General features: G+C 55.5%; 24 protein-coding genes and 1 tRNA gene. 13 read left to right on the forward strand and 12 right to left on the reverse strand.

Annotated features, from left to right (window positions below; all coding sequences use genetic code 11):
- Window positions 1–74: 74 nt before the first annotated feature.
- From JC200_RS11005 to JC200_RS11020, 4 genes are all read right to left on the reverse strand, one after another.
- The gene (locus JC200_RS11005; protein WP_274436297.1) at window positions 75–896 is read right to left on the reverse strand and encodes a C40 family peptidase; all 822 of its coding nucleotides are present in this window, start codon (window positions 894–896) and stop codon (window positions 75–77) included.
- A gap of 288 nt (window positions 897–1,184) precedes the next feature.
- Entirely contained in the window at window positions 1,185–2,231 is a 1,047-nt protein-coding gene (locus tag JC200_RS11010; protein WP_274436298.1) for a rhomboid family intramembrane serine protease, read from the reverse strand.
- Window positions 2,232–2,324: 93 nt separating this feature from the next.
- Window positions 2,325–3,575 carry an MFS transporter gene (locus JC200_RS11015; RefSeq protein ID WP_274436299.1) on the reverse strand — a complete coding sequence of 417 codons (1,251 nt, stop codon included), beginning with the start codon at window positions 3,573–3,575 and terminating at the stop codon, window positions 2,325–2,327.
- A 58-nt stretch (window positions 3,576–3,633) separates the two neighbouring features.
- Window positions 3,634–4,815, reverse strand: coding sequence for a winged helix-turn-helix domain-containing protein (locus JC200_RS11020; protein WP_274436300.1), 1,182 nt, complete (start codon window positions 4,813–4,815; stop codon window positions 3,634–3,636).
- Between the two features lie 222 nt (window positions 4,816–5,037).
- Here JC200_RS11020 and JC200_RS11025 point away from each other — a divergent pair, with 222 nt between their 5' ends.
- The 3 genes from JC200_RS11025 (at window position 5,038) to JC200_RS11035 (ending at window position 7,039) form a co-directional block, all read left to right on the forward strand.
- A complete protein-coding gene (locus JC200_RS11025; protein ID WP_274436301.1) occupies window positions 5,038–5,802 on the forward strand; it encodes a hypothetical protein in 765 nt (254 codons plus the stop codon).
- 236 nt (window positions 5,803–6,038) lie between these two features.
- Entirely contained in the window at window positions 6,039–6,392 is a 354-nt protein-coding gene (locus JC200_RS11030; RefSeq protein WP_274436302.1) for an ArsR/SmtB family transcription factor, read from the forward strand.
- Entirely contained in the window at window positions 6,392–7,039 is a 648-nt protein-coding gene (locus JC200_RS11035) for a cation diffusion facilitator family transporter (protein ID WP_274436303.1), read from the forward strand. The genes JC200_RS11030 and JC200_RS11035 overlap by 1 nt, the downstream gene beginning before the upstream one ends.
- A 76-nt stretch (window positions 7,040–7,115) precedes the next feature.
- On the opposite strand, the gene JC200_RS11040 is transcribed toward JC200_RS11035, so the two are convergent.
- Entirely contained in the window at window positions 7,116–7,328 is a 213-nt protein-coding gene (locus JC200_RS11040; protein ID WP_274436304.1) for a YgaP family membrane protein, read from the reverse strand.
- A 94-nt stretch (window positions 7,329–7,422) separates the two neighbouring features.
- On the reverse strand, window positions 7,423–8,310 hold the full coding sequence (locus tag JC200_RS11045) for a LysR family transcriptional regulator (RefSeq protein WP_274436305.1): 888 nt from the start codon (window positions 8,308–8,310) through the stop codon (window positions 7,423–7,425).
- A 133-nt stretch (window positions 8,311–8,443) separates the two neighbouring features.
- Between JC200_RS11045 and JC200_RS11050 the strand changes: the two genes are divergently transcribed.
- Both JC200_RS11050 and JC200_RS11055 read left to right on the forward strand, forming a co-directional pair.
- Window positions 8,444–9,556, forward strand: a complete 1,113-nt coding sequence (locus JC200_RS11050; RefSeq protein WP_274436306.1) for a TDT family transporter — start codon at window positions 8,444–8,446, stop codon at window positions 9,554–9,556.
- A gap of 27 nt (window positions 9,557–9,583) precedes the next feature.
- Window positions 9,584–9,823, forward strand: a complete 240-nt coding sequence (locus JC200_RS11055) for a hypothetical protein (protein ID WP_274436307.1) — start codon at window positions 9,584–9,586, stop codon at window positions 9,821–9,823.
- On the opposite strand, the gene JC200_RS11060 is transcribed toward JC200_RS11055, so the two are convergent.
- A tRNA-Arg gene (locus JC200_RS11060) sits at window positions 9,802–9,877 on the reverse strand. The two genes, JC200_RS11055 and JC200_RS11060, sit on opposite strands and share 22 nt — an antisense overlap.
- Before the next feature lie 31 nt (window positions 9,878–9,908).
- Between JC200_RS11060 and JC200_RS11065 the strand changes: the two genes are divergently transcribed.
- The 3 genes from JC200_RS11065 (at window position 9,909) to JC200_RS11075 (ending at window position 10,878) form a co-directional block, all read left to right on the forward strand.
- The gene (locus JC200_RS11065) at window positions 9,909–10,244 is read left to right on the forward strand and encodes a hypothetical protein (RefSeq protein ID WP_274436308.1); all 336 of its coding nucleotides are present in this window, start codon (window positions 9,909–9,911) and stop codon (window positions 10,242–10,244) included.
- A gap of 71 nt (window positions 10,245–10,315) precedes the next feature.
- A complete protein-coding gene (locus tag JC200_RS11070; protein ID WP_274436309.1) occupies window positions 10,316–10,636 on the forward strand; it encodes a YbjQ family protein in 321 nt (106 codons plus the stop codon).
- Complete coding sequence (locus JC200_RS11075) at window positions 10,633–10,878, forward strand: hypothetical protein (RefSeq protein WP_274436310.1); 246 nt, start codon at window positions 10,633–10,635, stop codon at window positions 10,876–10,878. The genes JC200_RS11070 and JC200_RS11075 overlap by 4 nt, the downstream gene beginning before the upstream one ends.
- Window positions 10,879–10,893: 15 nt before the next feature.
- On the opposite strand, the gene JC200_RS11080 is transcribed toward JC200_RS11075, so the two are convergent.
- Window positions 10,894–12,003 carry a histidine kinase N-terminal domain-containing protein gene (locus JC200_RS11080; protein ID WP_274436311.1) on the reverse strand — a complete coding sequence of 370 codons (1,110 nt, stop codon included), beginning with the start codon at window positions 12,001–12,003 and terminating at the stop codon, window positions 10,894–10,896.
- 286 nt (window positions 12,004–12,289) lie between these two features.
- Between JC200_RS11080 and JC200_RS11085 the strand changes: the two genes are divergently transcribed.
- The 5 genes from JC200_RS11085 (at window position 12,290) to JC200_RS11105 (ending at window position 16,287) form a co-directional block, all read left to right on the forward strand.
- Entirely contained in the window at window positions 12,290–13,123 is an 834-nt protein-coding gene (locus tag JC200_RS11085; RefSeq protein ID WP_274436312.1) for an electron transfer flavoprotein subunit beta/FixA family protein, read from the forward strand.
- Window positions 13,124–13,135: 12 nt separating this feature from the next.
- Window positions 13,136–14,224 carry an electron transfer flavoprotein subunit alpha/FixB family protein gene (locus JC200_RS11090; protein WP_274436313.1) on the forward strand — a complete coding sequence of 363 codons (1,089 nt, stop codon included), beginning with the start codon at window positions 13,136–13,138 and terminating at the stop codon, window positions 14,222–14,224.
- Between the two features lie 19 nt (window positions 14,225–14,243).
- Window positions 14,244–15,548 (forward strand): FAD-dependent oxidoreductase, encoded by a 1,305-nt coding sequence (locus tag JC200_RS11095; RefSeq protein ID WP_274436314.1) that lies wholly within the window; start codon window positions 14,244–14,246, stop codon window positions 15,546–15,548.
- Window positions 15,545–15,829 carry a ferredoxin family protein gene (locus JC200_RS11100; RefSeq protein ID WP_274436315.1) on the forward strand — a complete coding sequence of 95 codons (285 nt, stop codon included), beginning with the start codon at window positions 15,545–15,547 and terminating at the stop codon, window positions 15,827–15,829. Before JC200_RS11095 ends, JC200_RS11100 begins: the two co-directional genes overlap by 4 nt.
- A gap of 65 nt (window positions 15,830–15,894) precedes the next feature.
- The gene (locus JC200_RS11105) at window positions 15,895–16,287 is read left to right on the forward strand and encodes a hypothetical protein (RefSeq protein ID WP_274436316.1); all 393 of its coding nucleotides are present in this window, start codon (window positions 15,895–15,897) and stop codon (window positions 16,285–16,287) included.
- Between the two features lie 43 nt (window positions 16,288–16,330).
- Here JC200_RS11105 and JC200_RS11110 read toward each other — a convergent pair whose 3' ends face one another.
- The 4 genes from JC200_RS11110 to pdxS all read right to left on the reverse strand — a co-directional run bounded on the left by JC200_RS11110 (window position 16,331) and on the right by pdxS (window position 20,111).
- Window positions 16,331–16,855 (reverse strand): hypothetical protein, encoded by a 525-nt coding sequence (locus JC200_RS11110; protein ID WP_274436317.1) that lies wholly within the window; start codon window positions 16,853–16,855, stop codon window positions 16,331–16,333.
- Window positions 16,856–16,960: 105 nt separating this feature from the next.
- On the reverse strand, window positions 16,961–18,316 hold the full coding sequence (gene serS, locus JC200_RS11115) for a serine--tRNA ligase (RefSeq protein ID WP_274436525.1): 1,356 nt from the start codon (window positions 18,314–18,316) through the stop codon (window positions 16,961–16,963).
- Window positions 18,317–18,477: 161 nt separating this feature from the next.
- Window positions 18,478–19,068, reverse strand: a complete 591-nt coding sequence (gene pdxT / locus JC200_RS11120; protein WP_274436318.1) for a pyridoxal 5'-phosphate synthase glutaminase subunit PdxT — start codon at window positions 19,066–19,068, stop codon at window positions 18,478–18,480.
- Between the two features lie 158 nt (window positions 19,069–19,226).
- Window positions 19,227–20,111 (reverse strand): pyridoxal 5'-phosphate synthase lyase subunit PdxS, encoded by an 885-nt coding sequence (pdxS, locus tag JC200_RS11125; protein WP_274436319.1) that lies wholly within the window; start codon window positions 20,109–20,111, stop codon window positions 19,227–19,229.
- Window positions 20,112–20,421: the final 310 nt, after the last annotated feature.

The following is a 20,421-nucleotide window of genomic DNA, read 5'->3' on the forward strand; positions in this document are numbered from 1 at the left end:
GGTGGCGGACCCATAAGCGCTGAGTCGTAGAGCTCGCAAAAAGTCGTAGAGTTCGTAACACGCGACATGACTCGTTACTGTAGCACGCGTCTTGCGAACACAAGGGAACGCCCGAACCATGCACGGCTGTTGTTCAACGACTCGACTGTGACTTTGCCGCGTCCGCCGCCTTCCTGAATGATTAAACCGTTGCCAATATACACTCCGACATGGCCTTGACCGTTCGGCGCTGCGGCATTCGCAAAGAACAACAAGTCGCCCGGTTGCAGGTACTTGGTCTTGTCGGTGGCGTCAATCGTCACTGGCGAACCAACGTGGAAGCGTTGATAGACAGACGAACCGCTAAATGAAATCCCGATCTGCTTGTACGTCCAAGCGACGAAGTTGCTACAGTCGAAACCGACATTGGCCTCTTGTGTCCCCCACTTGTATGGAACCCCAAGCTGTGTCAAGCCCGCCTTAATCAGCGCCTGCTGTTGTGTGGTGTCTCCCGCCAGGTTGATGGTGACTGGGACACCGTTTCCGGCAGTCACGTGAATCACGTCTTGCGAAGAAGTGGGCGCTGGCGCTGGTGACGGTGACGGTGACGGTGACGGTGCTGGAGTTGACGAGGTGGTGTTCGCAACATGCGTGTAGTTGCGGTTCGTAGTGATGTAGGCATCACGTCCGTTGACATCAATCTCATACCAATAGGCGTTGGCCTTCTTGACAAGTGGTGCTTCTTGTCCAAGGTCGAGACGGCCCAGCACGGGACTCGAGAGTTGCGCCCTGCTGTGGTACGTCACCCATCCATGGTTCGTCTCAACGACCTGATGAGTAGTGCCTGCAAAGGCAGTCGGGGTGAATAGTGTGAAAGCGGTCAATCCTGCAATCGTCAGGCGTCGGATCGGGTTCATCTAATTCTCCTTTGTGAGCGTGATGGGCAATATGTACGAATTTGATGTTTCTGGCAATCAAACAGCGACTGAGAGATGTTGTGGCGAGAGAGAGATGTTTTACCGATGCAGATTTGTTCTCCCATATATGCGGGTTCGTCTTTAAACAGGAGAAACCTTTCGGTAATAGTTTCCTCGATTGGGATAGCAGCCTTTACAACGGGGTTTAATTGGGTGCGCCGAGGACATAAACTGACCTTAACCTGACGAGACACCAAGGCGACGAGAGGCTTTGCGCAACGACAGCGCCTACCCCCCCGCCCGCTGCACTCCGTACGGCTGCGCCAGTTTGTACATTGCGTTGTCCGCTGCTACTGACTGGTTAAAGAACTGCGTAACCCGGCTATACGTCGCCGAGCTCGCGTGGCCACCACTTTGAATCAACAGCGCCAGTCCCTTGGACCACGCCGACTCCCCCTGGTACAGCTTGTCGAAGACGGGGACCAATGGTTTCGGCGCCTGTTGTCGGTGCGATTCGCTTGTGGCAAGCAGAGCTACCAGGGACTCCTGCTCTCTCTTGTACGTCTTCAGCGCACTTGCAGGAGATATGCTCCCTTTTCCGGCGCCGTTGAACGCATTTACCGTCTCTTGCTCAATCAGCACGAGCTTGTTCTGGTCAGAAATCAGGCGCGACACGCTCGTCCCAGTATCACTCGTTCCCCCATACGCGATGGTGGAAGCTAGTCCCAGCGTGGCAAGCAGCGTCGCAAGGCCAATCAACCATGTCCAAAACTTTCGGGATGCGCGGTAAACCACAAGCTCCATGACAATGCCCCCGGTCAGCAACCCGCCGATGTGAGCGATGTTGCCGATACCAGTCGTAGAAAATCCGATGGCAAAGTTCAGCACGAGCCAAAACAGCAACTGATAGAGCACGCCTCGCGGGAGGTTTTTGTGCAGCGCCATAAGCAGCGCGATGCCAAACACGCCCATGATGGCCCCTGACGCACCCATACTGACCGCCTGATGGCTGCCAAGCAACACTTCTGCGAGGTTGCCGCAGATGCCGGACGCGAAATAAATGATGAGGTAGCGCAGGCGGCCTGTGAACATCTCGACGACGCCGAGGGACGCCAGCGAGATCATGTTGATGGCGATATGCGCGTACCCGCCATGCACGAACATGGACGAGAGCACGCGCCACCACTGTCCACCCATGACCACGTCCGTGTAGTCCTGTGCTCCGGATTGCAGCAGCCCGGTCGTCGTGAAGCCGTTGTGCAGCTCGACCATGAACCAGAGGATGTTGATCACGATGAGCGTTATGGTGACTTTCGCGTTCCGAAGTTGAAGCATACGGCACCTCCGCGGTCAAGTCTATCTTCTATGATAGCCTAACTTGCCGCGGGAGCAGCCTTTGTGAGAATTTATCCGTGGCCGTATGTCATATCACATGACTTCACCACGTTCCGGCACCACCCGGCCGAGGCTGCGATTGGCGTCGATTTCGGCGAATGCCCGCTTCGAGAACGGCAACAGGTAGCTTAAGCCGCCGATGATGGGACTGACGCCGGTCAACATCAGCACGTCGCCTGTCGGCAGGTACAACAACAGGCTGCCGAGCACCGCGACGCCAAGCGGCATCGCCATCCGCGAGGCTGTCGACAGCGTGGAGTAGACGCGGCCGCGGACATCTTCCGGGATCATCAGCACCCGCACAGCACCGCCCATCCCGTCCACCACGCCGAGCATTAACCCCGCGACAAACAGCACCCCGGCGTCCCAGTACACGTTTGCCCACACCCCCGCCAGCGATACGCCAAGGCCGAGCCCAACCAACGTCACGAAGTCGATCATCCGGTAGCGAAACCGCCTGCCAGCGTGGCCGGCGAGGAGTCCGCCGAGAATCATGCCGACGAGCAGTGCCCCGTAAATCATCCCGAGTACAAGCGCCGAGCCGTGGAGCGTGTCTTTGACCCATGGGGTGATGACGATGCCAAACGCCGACAGCGAGAAGTTGTTGACCATCGAAGTTAGTCCGGACTGCGTCAGATAGCGGGACTTCAGGATGATGCGCATGCCGGTTTTCCACTCTTTGATCACGTTCGTGTCCGCTGTTCGCGTTCGCTTGACCTCGGGGCTGCGAACGAATGTGAGGCTCACGACCGATGCGATAAACGACAGCGCATCGCCGAGAAACAGCCGCGTCGCTCCGATGAACGCCAGCAGCGCGCCCCCGCCAATCATCCCGCCAAGTGAGGCAAAGGCACTACCTGACATGTTGATCCCGGATGCCGCCGCCATCTCATCCTGACTCACGATGTATGGCAGCAGCGAGGAGAACGCGGGCGAGAAGAACGTACCTGCCAATTCGACAGCGACCACCACAGCCACAATCCAGGCGAAGTGCGGTGTGTTCATCGTCGTGATCAGATACAACAAGAGCAGGAGTCCGGCTCGTGCAATGTCAGAGGCAATCATCGTGGTCTGCTTGCGCCAACGGTCCACATAGACGCCGATAAACGCGCCAAGGAGCGGCGGCAGCGTGGTGGCAAATCCGGTCACTGCGAGGTCACCCTTGGAGTGAGTCAAGTCGAGCACGTACCAGAGCAGGGCAATCGAGTACAAGTTATCGCCGATGCTCGATACAAGTTGGCCGGAGAAGAGAATTGTAAAGTTGCGGTTCTTGAAAATCGACACCAAAGCTCACTCCCAGGGGTTGCTAGACTGAGCATAGTGCCTTTTTGTCAGAGGAATATCAGAGGACTTGTGGTTCGCCGAGGATGCCTGTCAATTGCTTCTTGGACGCGTGGACGAGCTGTGGAAATTTGTACTGCTTCGAAAGTTCCTGCCACACTTGCAGCACTTTGTTGTGCAGACGCCGATTCGGATAGACGGTATCAAAAAAGTGGAGGAGTTCATGCACACGCCCGATGTAGTAGTGCACGAAGCCGATGGCTCGCAGGTGGTCAAGACCCTGGTCCAGTAACCTATTCGCCTGTTGCTCGTCGGACTGCACCGCCCACGCGCACATCGCCTGCAGGATGAGCAGGTACCCGGCTTCGCGCTGCCACTGCAGCTTGGCAATGGTCTTCTCCGCGACGTCGAGTTTATCTCGCAGTTCGTCAAAAGCGCCCGTGTACAGAGCAAACATCGCATCCCGAAGGCGGACAAGGCCGAGGTATCCGTCGAGATAGTCCGGCATCGCCTCATAGGAGAGTACAGAATCGGCCATCCTCGAGAGTGCTCTGTCGCGTTGCCCGGTTAGCAGGTAAAGAAACGGCAGGTCGAACGTGATGGTTTCGATGTGGTGCTCAGTCCGCAGCAAATAACTGTCGACGGATCGTTCTGTAAAGAAGAGCGTCTTGTTGTAGTCAAACTGCATGTACCGGTACGTGGTCAGAAGCGATGCCAGCCGCTCACCGATGGGCGTACCGTCATCCACTAGGACTTCGCTGTAGTCACCCTGGATGTAACGTGTCCTTGAACGGAGAATCACGTCGCGGTCCACCCCGAATACCGCCGGGTTGGCAGCCATGGCACGAATGCCTGGACCGGTTCCGTGCAACACGTAGGAGTTGAACAAATCGCGCATCTGCCTGCGGTACTCTGAGTTGCCGAGCAGTGGATTTTTGGCGTTCTCCGCTGCGTATCGAGCTTGCTGATGGAGTACCAGTTTGTACCCCTTACCACGCACGGTCTCAAGGGTGAGTTCACTGGCCAGGGGCGCGAGTTTCTTGCGCAAGCGGTAGATGTGGTCGTCAACGGTGCGATCGACTGGCGCGTCCATCGGCCAAACGGCTTCCAGCAGAGCTTCACGCGAAAACGTGCGGTTGGGATGGTCGTAGAGGAACCGCAGCAAGTCGAACTCCTTGGGGAGAAGAGTAATTCGGTTGTTGTGGTGGGTCACCGCGCGCGCTTCGTCGTCGAGCACCAACACTTCTTCCCCCCTTGCGTCCTTACCCCTAGCTATATCGTCAATGACAGGGGGTGTCAACGCAAGAAGTACTTTGTTCTAGCTGCCTCATATGTCCAAAAGCCGACACCATAAGACGCTTCACGACATACTTGTCGCAGGAGCGGGCAGAAGTGCGCAATATTCACTGCTCATCGGATTTGATAGTATTACAGTATCTAGCTCCCTCGTCCCAGGATGGATGTGATGCTGCTGAAGAGAGTAGTCGCGTTTCTCCTCGTGATGGAGTTTATGCTTTGGGGCTATCTCTTGTACGAATTGGTCGTCATGTTCTTTAGGTTAAGAGGGCTGCTTAGAACGGGTATGACCTTGAAAGCAGCGGTTATAGAAAGTGTAGCCGTCACGTATGAAAGCAGTCGAGTTTTGCATTTTGTCGTTGGAGAACTGCGCATTTGGAAGTTCGCATTCTTCGGTTGGGGCAGAGCACGGGCGGTGAATGCCCAGTTCACGCTGCATAAAAGCAGTACATACTTTGGATTCTTTATTGTGATGCTCCACGAACAAATTATTGAAGGAATCGCCCTTCACTTCTGGCTACACAGTTTTAACCCAATATTGGCGTGGGTATCAACAGGACTGCACTTCTACAGTATCGTATGGATCATCGGTGACTACAACGCTATTCGGTCAACAGGTATATCCGTATCCGAAGATCGGTTGGTGATTAATGTAGGCTTACGCAAACGGGTATCCATTCCCATGCGCTCAATACAAGGTGTTCAAGCATTCGACCCTCGAACTATGGGAACTTCCCAAGACCGCTTCATTGCAGCTGTACTTCCTTTGCCGAGGTTCATGGAGGCATTTCACGAATTTCCACAAATCGCGATAAAAGTAAAGGAACCGGTCGCGGCAGAATCCTTTTTGGGCAGGAAGCAGTTCGTAACTAACATTCTCATCAGAGTCGACCATTCGTCCGAGTTTCTGACAGCATTACAGGCAGCTCTGTAGCGGGAGTCATTGTTATTACCGTGCAATTAACGTTGCAACAATGCGCACCGTTCATGCTTAAACCACCGTTGTGCAGCCTGTAAGGCTGTAGTCCAGTGCGATGTTGACAGCCTCTCGATAAGGGCCGGCAAATTGCCTATGCATAGAGACACAGTGCAAAGAATTTTTCCCTTGTGGCATTTAGGTCCCTTTTCATATTATTAAATAATAAGATGATGACTTGTCGAGGTGAGGACATGAGTGTGGTAACCGACCCAGGGTTAGCCGTGCGGGCGAAGTTCTTTCGGGGCTTAGCAGACCCGTCACGTTTGGCGTTGCTTTTGGTACTTCGTGCCGGTGAAAAAACGGTCAGCATGTTGAGTGAAGAGACTGGGCTTTCACAAAGTAACGTCTCAAACCATTTGGCGTGTTTGAAGGACTGCGGATTGGTTTTGAACCGTCAAGAGTGGAGACATGTTCACTACCGTATTGCAGATGAGAAAATCTTGTCACTGTTGGATGTTGCTGATGAGGTTGTCTCGGATAACGCACAGCGCATCGCCGATTGTGTAAATTACTGTGCGCACGAAGACAGAGGGGTGCGTGGCTAATGGCAACCCCAGTGCACAGCGTTTCGGTTCGCAAGGGCGTAAACATTGAAGTGATATCTATTGTCTGGATGGTCATTGAAGCAGTAGTCGCAATTGGTGCAGGAGCCATTGCACACTCTTTAGCTCTGACTGCCTTTGGCGCGGACAGCGTCATTGAACTCGTCGCAGGCGGCGTATTGCTTTGGCGGTTGACCATCGAGTTCCGTGGAGCAAGCCTCGCTCAGGTCAAACGGGCAGAGAAGACTTCGTCATGGGTCGTGGGTATCGCTTTGCTGTTACTCGCAGCCTACATCGTTGTCGCATCCATTATAAAACTGGTGAGCCATCAAGGGGCGGAACCGAGCTACCTTGGATTGGGCTTAGCCGTTGCATCCGGCGTCATCATGCCATACTTGTCACGAACCAAGAAGCGAATCGGAACGGAGATTGGCAGTCAGGCACTTCGCTCGGACGGCTCGTGTAGTATGGTCTGCGCGTACATGTCATGGATTCTCATCGCTGGCGTAGTTCTGACGGCCGCTCTAGGATGGTGGTGGATTGACTCCATAGCCGCATTGGCACTCGTTTACTACGTGGTCAAAGAAGGCTGGGAGGCAATCGAGGAAGCAAGGGGAAAAGAAGATGCCTGTGGTTGCAGTCATGGCTAAGTGCGGACACAGGCGGTCCGTTTACGGATCGCCTGTGGCTAGTGCGTGTGAAGTCATCGATTTAAACTACTGCATCCTACTTGGTTTTGACCGGGCACGTATTCACCCCGAACAGCCGGTATATTAGGCAGAACCCAATGATCCCGGTGAGCAGCGCTACAGCCCCGACAATGTAGAGGATGATGGCGAACGTGTGACTGGTGACCTCATATCCAGCGAGGACGAGGGCGAGCCCAACAATGATTCGAAGGAAGCGGTCGAATCTGCCTTCGTTGACAATAGACTTCACGACAATCTCCTTCTCTCCTCGGGTTGCTAAGACTACTTGGATTACGTCCAAATTATACCCACTAGGGTATATTGAGTTCAATAGTCCATTTGAGTCAGGTGGCGTAGTTCAATTGGAGGAACTCTTGGAACAGCTTCACGGATTTGGTCTCAAAGTCAGACTTCCTCACCACAATCGAGAACTGTCTTGTAATCGGAGAATCAGAAAATGAAACTACCTGCAGAGTGTTACACGTCAATTCCTTTCGGATTGACCACTTCGACAAGATGGTGATACCGAGTTCGGCTTCGACTGACTCCTTGATGACTTGCGTGCTGCTGTACTCAATCAGGTTTGTCGGATGGATTCCGTATGCCTCAAACACGTGATCGGTGATTTCCCGCGTACCGGAGCCTTTTTCTCTGACAATCCACGTTTCCGCAGAGAGTTCCTCCGGAGTTACCACTGACTGCAATGCGAGAGGGTGCGAACTAGCGGCTACGACCACAACTGTGTCTTCTGCAAACGGGATCGAGTGAATGCCATTGACGCGAATGGTACTCCCCTCCACGACGCCAACATCCAGTTGTCCATGCGCCACCTGATCAGCAACTGTTTGTGTGTTTTCCACTGTGATACTCGGCGATATTTTCGGGTACTCGCGCCGGAACTCAGCGATCACATGTGGGAGTACATATTCTCCAAACGTGAAACTGGCACCGATGGACAGTGGACCGCTCGCATCTTCCTTCAGGTCCTGGACAAGCCGACTCATTTGCTCGTAAAGGCCCAAGATGTCCTTCGCGTAGTGATACACGACGTCACCTGCCTTGTTGAGCCGCACGTATTTGTTCGTTCTGTCGAGCAGTGTCACGTCGAGGCGTTGTTCGAGGTTTTGAACGTGCTGACTGATCGCCGGCTGGCTGATGTGCAGTTTTTCCGCCGCGCGCGTAAAGCTCCGCTCCTCGGCCACCGTGACGAATACCAGCAGTTGCTGATCCATGATCAATCACTCCGGTCTGTGCTTTCTTGGCTTATTATAATATATTACTTATCGTATTTATGTCAATTAAGTATTTTACTTATTTTAAACAGAGACATACGATGTTCTTGCACGAGACGAGGGGGTAGACATGATGAGCGTGATTAAACAATTTGGGCCAAACTGGTTCACCACGGTGATGGGTGTGGGGATAGTTGCCGGGTTGACTTATACATCTCCGTTCCCAATCCCATTCCAGCACCCGGTTGGTGAAGTATTATTTGCCGTCTTAAATGTGGTCTTTGCTGTAGCCTTACTGCTCTGGTTCATGCGCTGGATACTTCATCCGCACGAGGCGTTGGACGATTTTCGCCATCCAGGCAGAGCGCTTTTTTACGGTGCGTTCGCGATGGGCATTAACGTCGTTGGCAATGACTACCTATTAGTTGGCACACACATTCTGAACAGCGCCATGGCCATCGAGATCAGCAAGGCAATCTGGGTGGCTGGCACCATCGTTTCGATCTTTACGGTCATCGTTGTGCCCTATCTACTGTTCACTGAACATGACGTCAAGCAACACGAAGCCCTGGCAACATGGCTGATTCCCGTTGTACCACCAATTGTCGCAGCGGCTACGGGCGCCAACCTGATCCCGTACTGGGGCGGCACGAACTCGCAATTCTCCGTAACTGCTCTGATTCTGGCCATGTTCGGAACCACATTTTTCCTGTTCATTATGGTGAGCGGACTGGTCTACGCCAGGTTGGTGTACCACAAACGGCTCAGTGGAGAAGCAGCCCCTAGCCTCTGGGTGGAAATTGGGCCGATTGGAATGTCAATGGGCACCTTTAGCACCTTACCAGTTACGACACACGCCATTTTGGGACCGTACGGGAATGCTCTGCACGCGCTTGGGATGGCCTTCTCCATCGCTCTGTGGGGTGTCGGTGTGTGGTGGATCGTGATCTCCAGCATGCACACCTTCCTTCACCTCAGCAAACGCGGCGAAGGCTTGCCGTTCCATATGGGCTGGTGGAGCTACGTCTTCCCAATTGGCAGTTTCACCAGTGGAACTTATGCCCTCGGTCACCTTGTGGGGTACCCGTTCTTCACGATTGTCGGACTCGTTCAGTTGCTGATTCTCTGGGGATGTTTTGTCATTGTCTTCTCTCGCACAGCACATGGCGTTTGGAGCGGGGCGTTGATTCAGTGGCGCAGAACTCCCGTTCGAATTAGCGCCGCAAACGCCAGAAAACCTGCTTAAAGGGCGAACGGCTGGGGGGTCGGCTGGGTGAGTCGGCTGGGTGAGTCGGCTGGGGGGTCGGCTGGCCAACGGCTGGGCAACGGCTGGGCAACGGCTGGGCAACGGCTGGGCAACGGCTGGGCAACGGCTGGGCAACGGCTGGGCAACGGCTGGGCAACGGCTTGGCGCGTCAAAGGGGTAAACGAGCGGTGCGCAACGGCGGACTCGATGGAGTTTGTCGCGCGCACCGCTTTAGTGTACGTCTGTGGCGCGCCCGGCAGGAATTGAACCTGCGCATGCAAGTTTAGGAAACTTGTGCCTTATCCGCTTGGCGACGGGCGCATTTATAACTCCATTGTAACACGTGATGGAAGTGAGCCCGAACGAGGTCACTCGAGTCCTTTCCGGGCCGCCCCGGCCCACCTATGTGATCCTTTTCGACTTTTCCGGGCCGCGCGGGCAGACCTATGTGATCCTTATCGACACTTCCGGGCCGCGCGGGCCCACCTATGTGATCCTTATCGACACTTCTGGGCTGCGCGGGCCCACCTATGTGATCCTTATCGACTTTTCCGGGTCGCGCGGGCCCACCTATGTGATCCTTTTCGACTTTTCCGGGCCGCGCGGGCAGACCTATGTGATCCTTATCGACACTTCCGGGCCGCGCGGGGTACGCGGGTCGCGCGCGCCGCACGCTACTGCTATATAATCAAGCCATCAGGATGACGGCATGCGGAACAACCACTGCCGCGGCAAATAGAGCTTAGGAGAGTGGGCTAGATGTTAGTAGTGACAACGGAAAACATTCGAGGGTATCAGGTGGAGCAGGTGCTTGGGCATGTTTTTGGCGTGGTCGTGCGCAGCCGCGGCATCGGTGGAAACATTACAGCAGCGTTCCGAAGCCTAGCGGGTGGGGAAATCAAGGAGTACACAGAGATGCTCGAGGACGCGAGAAAGAGCGCGATCGACCGGATGGTGCAAAACGCACACAACATGGGGGCGAACGCGGTTGTGATGGCCCGCTTCGATTCGAGCGAAGTGGGACAGACGATGTCAGAAGTTGTCGCCTACGGAACTGCCGTCGTTGTGCGCGAAGAATGACCGAGTTATGGAAGTTCTTAGTATCGTACTATGTGCTTGAGGCGGTCATCGTCGTCCTCGCTATTGTCGCCACGTGGTGGGGCCGAAAAAAGCGCCTACGCTCCAAGCAGAATCAAGGCCCGCCGACAGGTTTCGTAAAGACAAACGAAGTATTCGTGGACCCCACGACCAATATCACGCAGCAGGTGTGGTATAACCCGTCGACCGGGGAACGACACTACGAGACACTGGACAAAAAGTAACTGCCGAGCAGAATATCAAGTGTTCGGCAACGTAATCCGAAATGTAGTTACGTCGTCGTTTGATTCACATTCAATCGCGCCATTGTGGCGCAGGACGATCTTTCGGCACAAGTACAGCCCAATCCCAGTCCCGAGTTCCTTACTCGTCACAAACGGCTCAAAGATAGTTTGCATCATGTGCGGTGGGATGGGTGGGCCGTTGTTTGAGATGCTGAGGATGACCTGGCCCGGATGCGTGTGGGCGTTAATGGTAATCTGCTTTTCCTTGCAAGCTGACAGTGCGTCGAGCGAATTCATGATGATGTTGATCAAAACTTGCCGGATCTCGTCCGGGTATCCGCGCAAATGAATGGAATCATCAACGTCCAGGGTAATTGTCACACGGGCGCTGACGATCATCGGGTACAAAAACTCCAGAGTTTCATCTACGACTCGGTCCATTTCAAAATCTGACCGCTCTTTGTGGTCGTCACCTCTCTTCGATACGAGCAGGAACTGGTTGATTCGAAAGCGCAGTTCGTTCAGTTCTTTGCTCATCACATCCAGATATTCCAGTGTTGGATACTTTTCCTGTAGGAGTTGTACAAAGCCGATGACGGAAGTCAAAGGGTTGCGAAACTCATGGACAAAACTGGAGGACATCTGCCCTAATATCGTGAGTTTGTCCTTGTGTGACTGTTCGATGAAGGACGATTGCTCCGCGATTTTGCGGTTGTTGATGTCTGTGTAGTGGTGAACCGCAAAGTAGAGGAAGGTGTCAAATGTCCCATTGATCGTGTGCCAAACCGGGTGCAAAGCGTCCATCGGCAAATCCACTCGCATCATGTGGTCTAAAATTTCACTGCGACCGATGGTCACGTTGTAAATAAAGTCTCCAATACTCGCGTTTGATTTAATTCGCTCCATTGCTACCTTTTGCGCGAAATGACGAAGACTGTCCTCATCAACGCGCAAATCCCTAGAACACGCTATGACTAAATCAAGCATGAGCGAGCCATTTAGTCTGACGACATCCTTGTACGGGTCAGTTGCTCCCACAATCACTTTGCTCGACCAATTGTTAAGAAGTAGCGAGCGGTTGGTCTCAAGATAATCGGCAACCTTCTCGCCAGCAGTCTGTAGCACGTCCGTATCCCCATTCGTCGAAAGAACTTTATGCCGAACTGCGACACGGATACTGTAACATTTCGTCTATTAGCGATGACCGCCCGTACAGTTCGCATGCGTAATATTTTCCACTAAATTCGGCGTCTCCACCATTTATCCTGCCAGTTCAATACAAAATCATCGAACCGTGCTCCCTATATCTAATCCCCGTTATTTTCGCATCAGTAGCGACGTATACATGTACCGGGCGTGTACCGCCTGCATACCCAGTCGTTATACCTCAGTACGGGAAAGGAGGGTTTGGATGCTGCATATTGTCGCGTGCATTAAACAAGTGCCGGACAGTCGCGAGATAAGAATTGACCCCAAGACCAATACACTCGTTCGCCAGGGCGTACCCGCGATTGTGAACTACTTTGACCTGCACGGCGTGGAAGAGGCCCTGCGCATCAAAGACCAGTTCGGGGCGCGTGTGACGGTCGTGACCATGGGACCGCCAACTGCCGAAAAAGCGCTCTCCCAATGTATTGCGATGGGCGCCGACGAAGGCGTTCTAGTCAGCGACAGGGCATTCGCCGGCGCAGACACACTGGCAACTTCCTACGTGGTGGCTCTGACCGTTCAGAAGGTCGAAGACACCTGGGGACCCGTCGACATCATCTTCTGTGGCAAGCAGACACTGGACGGCGACACAGGGCAGGTCGGGCCAGGCGTGGCTTGTCGCCTGGACATCGAGCAATTGACGTACGTGGAAAAGACGGAACACTTAGATATCAACACACGTGAGATCGTCGTTCACCGGCACCTGGAGGACGGCGTGGAACGCGTCAAGGCCAAGCTGCCTGTTCTGATCACGGCGCTTGCCGAACTCAACCAACCGCGGCGTGCCAGTTTGCCTGGAGTGCTGCGCGGGATCCGCTACAAGCCCATTGTCTGGACAACCAACGACTTCCCGGACATCGACCGGTCGAAAATCGGCCTCAAAGGTTCGCCGACGATTGTCTCCAAGACCTGGGTGCCCGAGCCCAAACAGGTCGACACCGAGTTTCTGGACACTAGCGACAGCAAGGCGGCTGCGAACCAGTTGGCCGACCGGCTCTACACGTTGGGATCGCTTCAGAATTCGGTCTTGGCGTAAGGAGGTAACAGATTGGCTGAAGCAAAGAAGAAGCGCAAACCGATGATTGGCCTACAACCGGAGGGCGACGTCGACTGGTCACGCTACCGTGGCGTCCTTGTCGTTGTCGAACAGCGAAAGGGCATCGCAAAGCCCGTTTCGCTGCAACTCCTTGGTGAGGCGAGACGCTTGGCGGCGAAGCTCGATGTCCAGGTTCTCGCCTTGGTCATGGGCTACCAGGTGTCGCAGCTGGCGCAAGAGGCGGTCTACTACGGAGCCGACAAAGTGTACCTCTGTGACTCACCGGAACTCGACCACTACCGAACGAGGCCCTACAGCCGCGTGTGCTTACACGTGATCCGCAAGTACCTACCAGAGATTGTGCTCATGGGTGCGACGAACACAGGCCGCGACTTGGCTGGCGCCATCGCGACCCACCTCCCGACGGGCCTGACCGCTGACTCCACACAACTCGACGTAGACGAAGACCGCCTGCTCTTGGCTAGCCGTCCCGCGTTTTCGGAGAAGATGCTGGCCACGATTCTGTGCAAACAGTTTAAGCCGCAGATGGCGACAGCGCGCGCTGGAGTGTTTGAGCAACTACCACGAGACCCGACGAGAACGGGCGAAGTCATTCCTGTACCACCGCAAATGTCCGCGCATGAAATCTCAACGGAAATAATCGAATTTATAGAGTCATTCGAGCGGGTGAATCTGCAAGACGCAGACGTGATTGTTGCCGGCGGTCGAGGCCTCGGCAGTCCGGCAGCCTTCAACCTCCTAGAGGAACTCGCACAGGAATTGGGCGGTGTCGTAGGTGCGTCTCGGGCCGTTGTCGATCTCGGTTGGATTGACCACGACCATCAGGTTGGCCAAACGGGCGTGACCGTCCGCCCGAAGCTGTACATTGCCGTTGGCATTTCGGGAGCTGTGCAGCATGTCGTTGGGATGCAAAACTCCACTTGCATCGTGGCTATCAACAAAGACCCGAATGCGCCAATCTTCAAGATCGCGAACTACGGCCTTGTCGGCGATTTGTTTCAGATTGTACCGGCGCTCATCGAAACGGTTCGGGCACGAAAAGGTGATGCCATCCCCACGAACATGTCGGTGAACGCCTGAGACCATTGGAGATGAGACTATGGCAGATGAACGCTTTGACGCCATTGTGGTGGGCGCCGGGCCTGCCGGTACGGCGGCTGCGTACACGATGGCAAAGGGCGGGCTAAAAGTCGCACTGATTGAGCGCGGCGAATTTCCGGGTGCGAAGAACATCTTCGGCGGCGTACTATACCGCAAACAGTTGGAGGATTTGTTGCCGGAGTTCTGGAAAGAGGCCCCACTCGAACGAACGATTGTGGAGCAACGGCTGTGGGTACTCGGTGAGGACAGCGCCGTAACCCTTGGCTACCGGGACACTCGGTTTCAAGACCCCCCCAACTGCTGGACCGGCCTGCGGGTCAAATTCGACCAGTGGTTTGCGAGCAAGGCAGAACAGGCTGGTGCGTTGCCAGTTTATGAAACCGTTGTCACCGAACTGCTGCGCATGGATGAACACGTTGTCGGAGTGCGTACCGACCGCGAGGATGGCGACTTGCATGCCAACATCGTGATCATTGCAGACGGGGTCAACTCCTTGCTCGGGAAGTCCTTGCTGCTGCACCGAGAATGGCAGCCAGACCAAGTGTCGCTCGCAGTCAAAGAAGTCATCTCGCTGCCGAAGCAGACGATTCAGGACCGCTTTAACCTGGATGACAATGAAGGGTGCACGATTGAGCTGATCGGTCAGACAGCCGGCATGGCTGGCCTCGGATTCCTGTACACGAACAAAGACACCCTATCGCTCGGCGTCGGTGTCATGGTCAACGATTTGAGGGAGAAGCGAATCAAACCGTACCAAGTGCTTGACAGCGTGAAGCAACACCCGATGATTGCGCGACTGATTCAAGGTGGAGAGGTCAAAGAGTACTCCGGTCACCTCATCCCGGAAGGCGGCTTCGACTCCATGCCGCCGCTCGCCGGGGACGGCTGGATGGTCTGCGGTGATGCCGCGCAGATGGTGAATGCGGTTCACCGCGAAGGCACAAACCTCGCGGTGACGTCAGGCCGACTGGCCGGCGAGACGGCCATTGCCGCGCACAGGCGAGGGGATTTCACCTCTCACACCCTTGATGCATACAACACAGCAATTAAAGCGTCATTCATCCACCGAGACCTCAAGAAGTACCGGGGTGTCCACGGCCTGCTCGGGTCTGGCGACTCGGAGCAACTGTTCGACAAGTTCCCGAACGCACTCAACGAAGCCATCTATCAGATGCTGCTGGTCGACGGAGTCTCAAAGAAGCAAAAGCAGAAGGCGGCGATGCGGCTGCTCCGTGAGGCAGCTGGCGGCAACATGGACCTACTTCGGCTTGGCATCAAAGGTTGGAGGGCGATGAACGGATGAGCCAGAGTATCGAAGAACGGCTGTTCACCATTCGCTACAAGGCAGACGACAAGTCACACCTAGTGATTGAAGATCAGCTCGTCTGTGCCACGTGCACCGACAAGCCCTGTAATTTCTTCTGTCCATCGGATGTCTACCTCTGGCACGACCAAGAGCGCATGACGTCCGTAGCGTACGAGAGTTGCATCGAATGCGGCACCTGCCGACTCGCTTGCCCCTACTACAACATCGAGTGGGTGTACCCGAAGGGAGGTTACGGGATCACGTACAAATACGGGTGAGTTGCGCTGCCTGCCGGCTCATCGGGGGGCGCCGCTCTTTACCCCGACAGGTGGGAGGAAAAAACGTGGGAACGCGAGAGGAAATGTTCAGTCGCTTCCGCCGCACGCTCGAATGGCAGAAAATTGAGTTTCCAACCCTGGGCCACCTGGTTCACGAGGTAAGGGAATCAGGCATTGAGACGGTTCGCGTCGACACCTTTTCCGAGTTCCGGGCCAGTGAGCTGTCCTTCGTCTACTACGTGACGACCACGCTGTTTGTCACTGCACTGTGCAGAGAGGAGTGCGCCATCTACGTATACACCGAGCGGCTTAGCACTACGGCCTCAAACGGAAAAGACTCGGATGTATTGACGGAATCGGAATCGTCGCTGACCCGGCTGGAGGACGTCCATCGGGAACTGCGCGAAGCAGGCTTCCTTGTTCGTCACGGGCGTTACGCACAACCGGATGAAACCTGAATGACCAGGCCTTGGGCACCCATTGCCAGAGGCCGTCGCCTGGTCACTGTCTTTCGACGGCGCCACTCTGCGTCGACCGTCCCGTGAAAGTCGTCCCACCGCTGCCCGCGCCCCGGCGCTTTTTCAACGTCGCCTGCAGTTCGCCGACCGGCGGGAGTTTGAGGTCGGCGAGCGCGATGCGCAGAAAGCCGTTGTAGGTTTTCAACTGCCTTATCGACACGTTGATGCCAAGCGGGCTGAGCAGAGACGCCACGTTCACCTTGAGCGCCTGCTGCAGCACCTCAATGCCAGCCGGGGCGTCTTTCACGGCTTCGCGCAACGACCGCTCCACAATCCCCGCAGGGATGGGCACCAACTTGTGCGCAGTGATGTCAATCGAAACTTCGCCGTCGTCGCTGCAGGACGGTTGGGCAACGAAGTCGATATTCCAAACTAGAAAGCGAATCTGCCCCTTCACTCCGCCTTCCGTAATCGTGTCAAACGTAATTTTGTCATCGTCGGTAAAGTCGTGCACAAGGTCCGCCAAGTCCGAAGCTGTTAAGTCCATCGTCAAATGAGATAAGCGCACGGGGAGCCTCCTTTGGACGTTCTACCGCCGCTACCGGCCCGACAGGGTGTGACCCGCTATCGCGACGAACTACCCACTCTCCTCAAGCAAGTGCAGACCATGCGCCTAGCCCCTCTGCGCTTCCCGCGAGGCCTTCGACGCGATGCTGACGGCGTCCGCGGCGCGCTTGCCGTATCCTGCGGCGCCCTCCGAGGTGAGGACATCTGTGCCCATGTACGGCACTAGCGCTTGTGGCAGACGCACGCTGCCGTCTTTCTGCTGACCATTCTCGAGGATCGCGGCGATTGTCCGTCCGACTGCGAGGCCGGAGCCATTCAGTGTATGCACGAACTCCGGCTTTGCGCCTTCTTCGCGGCGGAACCGCAGCCCTGCGCGGCGTGCCTGATAGTCCTCGAAGTTCGAGCACGAGCTGATCTCGCGGTACGTGTGCTGCGCGGGCAGCCAGACCTCGAGGTCGTACTTCTTCGTCTCTTTCGCACCGAGGTCAGCTGTGCAGATCTCGATAATCCGGTACGGCAGCTCGAGCGCGTCAAGGATGGTCCCGCAGTCGCGCACCAGGTTTTCGAGCTCCTCGTAGGAGTCTTCCGGCTTCACCAGTTTGACGAGCTCAACCTTTTGGAACTGGTGCAGACGGATGAGACCGCGAGTGTCCTTCCCCGCTGACCCTGCCTCAGAACGGAAGCACGAGCTGTACCCGGCAAACTTCACGGGTAGTTGCGAAGCGTCGAGAATCTCGTCTCGGTAGTAGTTGGTGAGCGGAATTTCCGCCGTCGGGATGAGGTAGTACGGCAGCCCTTCAAGCTTGAACATGTCTTCGCCGAACTTCGGCAGGTTACCGGTGCCGATGAGGCTTTCCTCATTCGCGATGAACTGCGGGAACATCTCGACGTAGCCATTCTGCTCAACCTGGTAGTCGAGCATGAAGCTCGCCAAAGCCCGCTCGAGTTTCGCGCCGAGCCCTTTATATAAGACGAAACGTGACCCAGTAATTTTGACCGCCCGCTCAAAATCTGCGATCCCGAGGTCCTGCGCAAGGTCAAAGTGCGCCTTCGGCTCAAAGTCGAACTCCGGCACCTGGCCGTAGAAACGCAGCGGGACGTTGTCGTCCTCCGACTCGCCGTCCGGAACCGAACTGTGGGGGATATTCGGGATCGTCAAAAGCAGGTCGCTTACACGCGCCTCATGCGCACGTACATCCTCGTCGAGCGTCTTGATTTGGTCGGAGACGGCCTTCATCTCGGCGATCGCGCCGCTCGCGTCTCCGCCCGCTTTCTTCGTCCGAGCAATCGCTTCAGACGCCTTGTTGCGCTGACTCTTTAGGCGCTCTACTTCGGTCAGCCCGGCGCGCCACGCCTCGTCAGCGGCGAGTAGCTCGTCGATCAGCGCTTGGTTGGCGTGCTTGCGGGCGAGACCCACTCGAAACTGTTCAGGGTCGTTACGAATCGCGCGAATGTCCAGCATTGACCTCGACACAACCTTTCCTCGAACGTTCTCAGATTAACCGCCCTGAGGCGGCTCGCAGCTGGCCCGCCGACAACCTTCACCCTGTACCACGCAACGGTCTATGAGGACGGGGCCACGCTGCTCAGTACCCGCCGTCCGGTGGACGCCGAGCGCTGGAATTACGCGCTCGGCTGCTTTGTCCACGCTTCGACTTTCTGCAGGAAATACCGATGGATGCGGTCATCACCCGTAAGCTCGGGGTGAAACGAAAATCCGAGCAGGTGGTCCTGTTCCACGCCGACGATGCGGCCTTCGTAGTACGCAAGCACTGTGACAGCGTCTCCGACTGCCTTCACGTGCGGCGCGCGAATGAACACGGCTGGGAACGGTTCGGCGCCAAGTGCGGGGATGTCGAGATCGGTCTCAAAGCTCTCGCGTTGCCGTCCAAACGAATTGCGGTCGACGACGGTGTCGAGAAGGGCGAGGTGCGGCTCATCTCCATTTGCGATCTCTTTGGCAAGCACAATCAGTCCCGCACATGTCCCCATGATTGGCATGCCGCTTTTGGCGAGCTCGCGGATCGGAGGAATCAGGTTGTACTCCCGCATCAGTCTACCGATCGAAGTGCTCTCGCCGCCCGGTACGATGAGACCTTCAACACCTTCAAGGTGCTCCTGCTTTTTCACATATAGGGTGTCTACACCCAGCTTCTGCAGCATGTGCTCGTGCTCGCGAAACGCGCCTTGCACGGCGAGGATTCCAATCTTCATCACGATGACTCCGTTTCTGTAATCGGGTTTCTGTAATCGGGTTTCTGAGCCCTTTGCGCTGCCTTGCAGAGCAGGTTACAAACGCTCATTTGAACAAACGGCCGCCGAAAGGGCGGCCGCAGTTGATTCACAATCTGATGCGAGATCAGAGTAACGGATTACCAGCCGCGCGTGGCCATCCGATCTTCGTCCTTCAACGTATTCAGGTCGATGCCCTTCATCGGTGTTCCAAGCCCCTTAGACAGTTCACGCAACAACTCGTAGTCTTGGTAATGCGTCGTCGCCTGAACAATCGCCCGGCCAAACTTCTCCGGGTTTTCGGACTTGAAGACACCGGATCCAACAAAAACGCCGTCGGCGCCGAGTTCCATCATCAGCGCTGCGTCAGCCGGGGTCGCGATACCGCCTGCCGCGAAGTTCACAACCGGCAACTTGCCCAGTTCGCGCACCTGAAGCAAAAGTTCAAACGGAGCTTGAATGTTCTTGGATTCAGCAACCAATTCGTCTTCTGACATGTTTTGCACCTTGCGGATTTCGGACATCATCGTCCGCATGTGCTTCACAGCTTCGATGATGTTGCCTGTACCGGGCTCACCCTTGGTGCGGATCATCGATGCGCCCTCCGCAATCCGGCGTAGAGCCTCGCCGAGGTCGCGCGCACCGCAGACAAACGGAACGGTGAATGGTTTTTTGTTGATGTGATACTTGTCGTCCGCTGGAGTGAGAACTTCACTTTCGTCGAGGTAGTCAATTCCGAGCGTCTCCAAAATTCTCGCCTCAACGATATGACCGATGCGGCACTTGGCCATGACGGGGATGGACACCGCGTTCACGACTTCCTCCACGATTGTCGGATCGGCCATGCGGGCTACCCCGCCTGCCGCACGAATATCAGAAGGCACGCGCTCAAGCGCCATGACTGCACTTGCACCGGCTGCCTCTGCAATTTTCGCTTGTTCTGCATTGATGACGTCCATAATGACGCCACCCTTTTGCATTTCCGCCATACCTCTTTTCACAACTTCCGTTCCGACTTTCGCCATGATGGTTTCTCCCCTCTAAGTTTGAACATGTTTCGCCAGCGTGGTACGACGTTTGTACCAGCATGAGCGGGATTTGAAATTCCCTACGACAAGTGGGACTCAGGCTTCATGTGAACAGTCACCTCTGTACACTACCCTCTATTATCGCACGACTTGGTCCTGTTTGAAAACCGCCCACTGAAAGATGTGACTACTCAAACTTGGCCGTTTAATCCGCGCTAGGCGGAGTCACAAGGAGCGTCGACCTAGCTTGTTTCCAACCATGTGCTTGGCGTATCTTCCAATCAGATGTAAAGTACCCCCAATAACA

Source organism: Alicyclobacillus sp. ALC3, assembly GCF_028751195.1.
Lineage (GTDB): Bacteria > Bacillota > Bacilli > Alicyclobacillales > Alicyclobacillaceae > Alicyclobacillus_L.

Bases quoted from the DNA above. Each gene is read 5' to 3' on its own strand.
- JC200_RS11030 (WP_274436302.1), top strand. From the start codon at position 6,039: ATGAGTGTGGTAACCGACCCAGGGTTAGCCGTGCGGGCGAAGTTCTTT.
- pdxS (WP_274436319.1), bottom strand. From the start codon at position 20,111: ATGGCGAAAGTCGGAACGGAAGTTGTGAAAAGAGGTATGGCGGAAATG.
- JC200_RS11070 (WP_274436309.1), top strand. From the start codon at position 10,316: ATGTTAGTAGTGACAACGGAAAACATTCGAGGGTATCAGGTGGAGCAG.
- JC200_RS11045 (WP_274436305.1), bottom strand. From the start codon at position 8,310: ATGGATCAGCAACTGCTGGTATTCGTCACGGTGGCCGAGGAGCGGAGC.
- JC200_RS11035 (WP_274436303.1), top strand. From the start codon at position 6,392: ATGGCAACCCCAGTGCACAGCGTTTCGGTTCGCAAGGGCGTAAACATT.
- JC200_RS11050 (WP_274436306.1), top strand. From the start codon at position 8,444: ATGAGCGTGATTAAACAATTTGGGCCAAACTGGTTCACCACGGTGATG.
- serS (WP_274436525.1), bottom strand. From the start codon at position 18,316: ATGCTGGACATTCGCGCGATTCGTAACGACCCTGAACAGTTTCGAGTG.
- JC200_RS11095 (WP_274436314.1), top strand. From the start codon at position 14,244: ATGGCAGATGAACGCTTTGACGCCATTGTGGTGGGCGCCGGGCCTGCC.
- JC200_RS11075 (WP_274436310.1), top strand. From the start codon at position 10,633: ATGACCGAGTTATGGAAGTTCTTAGTATCGTACTATGTGCTTGAGGCG.
- JC200_RS11100 (WP_274436315.1), top strand. From the start codon at position 15,545: ATGAGCCAGAGTATCGAAGAACGGCTGTTCACCATTCGCTACAAGGCA.
- pdxT (WP_274436318.1), bottom strand. From the start codon at position 19,068: ATGAAGATTGGAATCCTCGCCGTGCAAGGCGCGTTTCGCGAGCACGAG.
- JC200_RS11005 (WP_274436297.1), bottom strand. From the start codon at position 896: ATGAACCCGATCCGACGCCTGACGATTGCAGGATTGACCGCTTTCACA.
- JC200_RS11010 (WP_274436298.1), bottom strand. From the start codon at position 2,231: ATGCTTCAACTTCGGAACGCGAAAGTCACCATAACGCTCATCGTGATC.
- JC200_RS11025 (WP_274436301.1), top strand. From the start codon at position 5,038: ATGCTGCTGAAGAGAGTAGTCGCGTTTCTCCTCGTGATGGAGTTTATG.
- JC200_RS11085 (WP_274436312.1), top strand. From the start codon at position 12,290: ATGCTGCATATTGTCGCGTGCATTAAACAAGTGCCGGACAGTCGCGAG.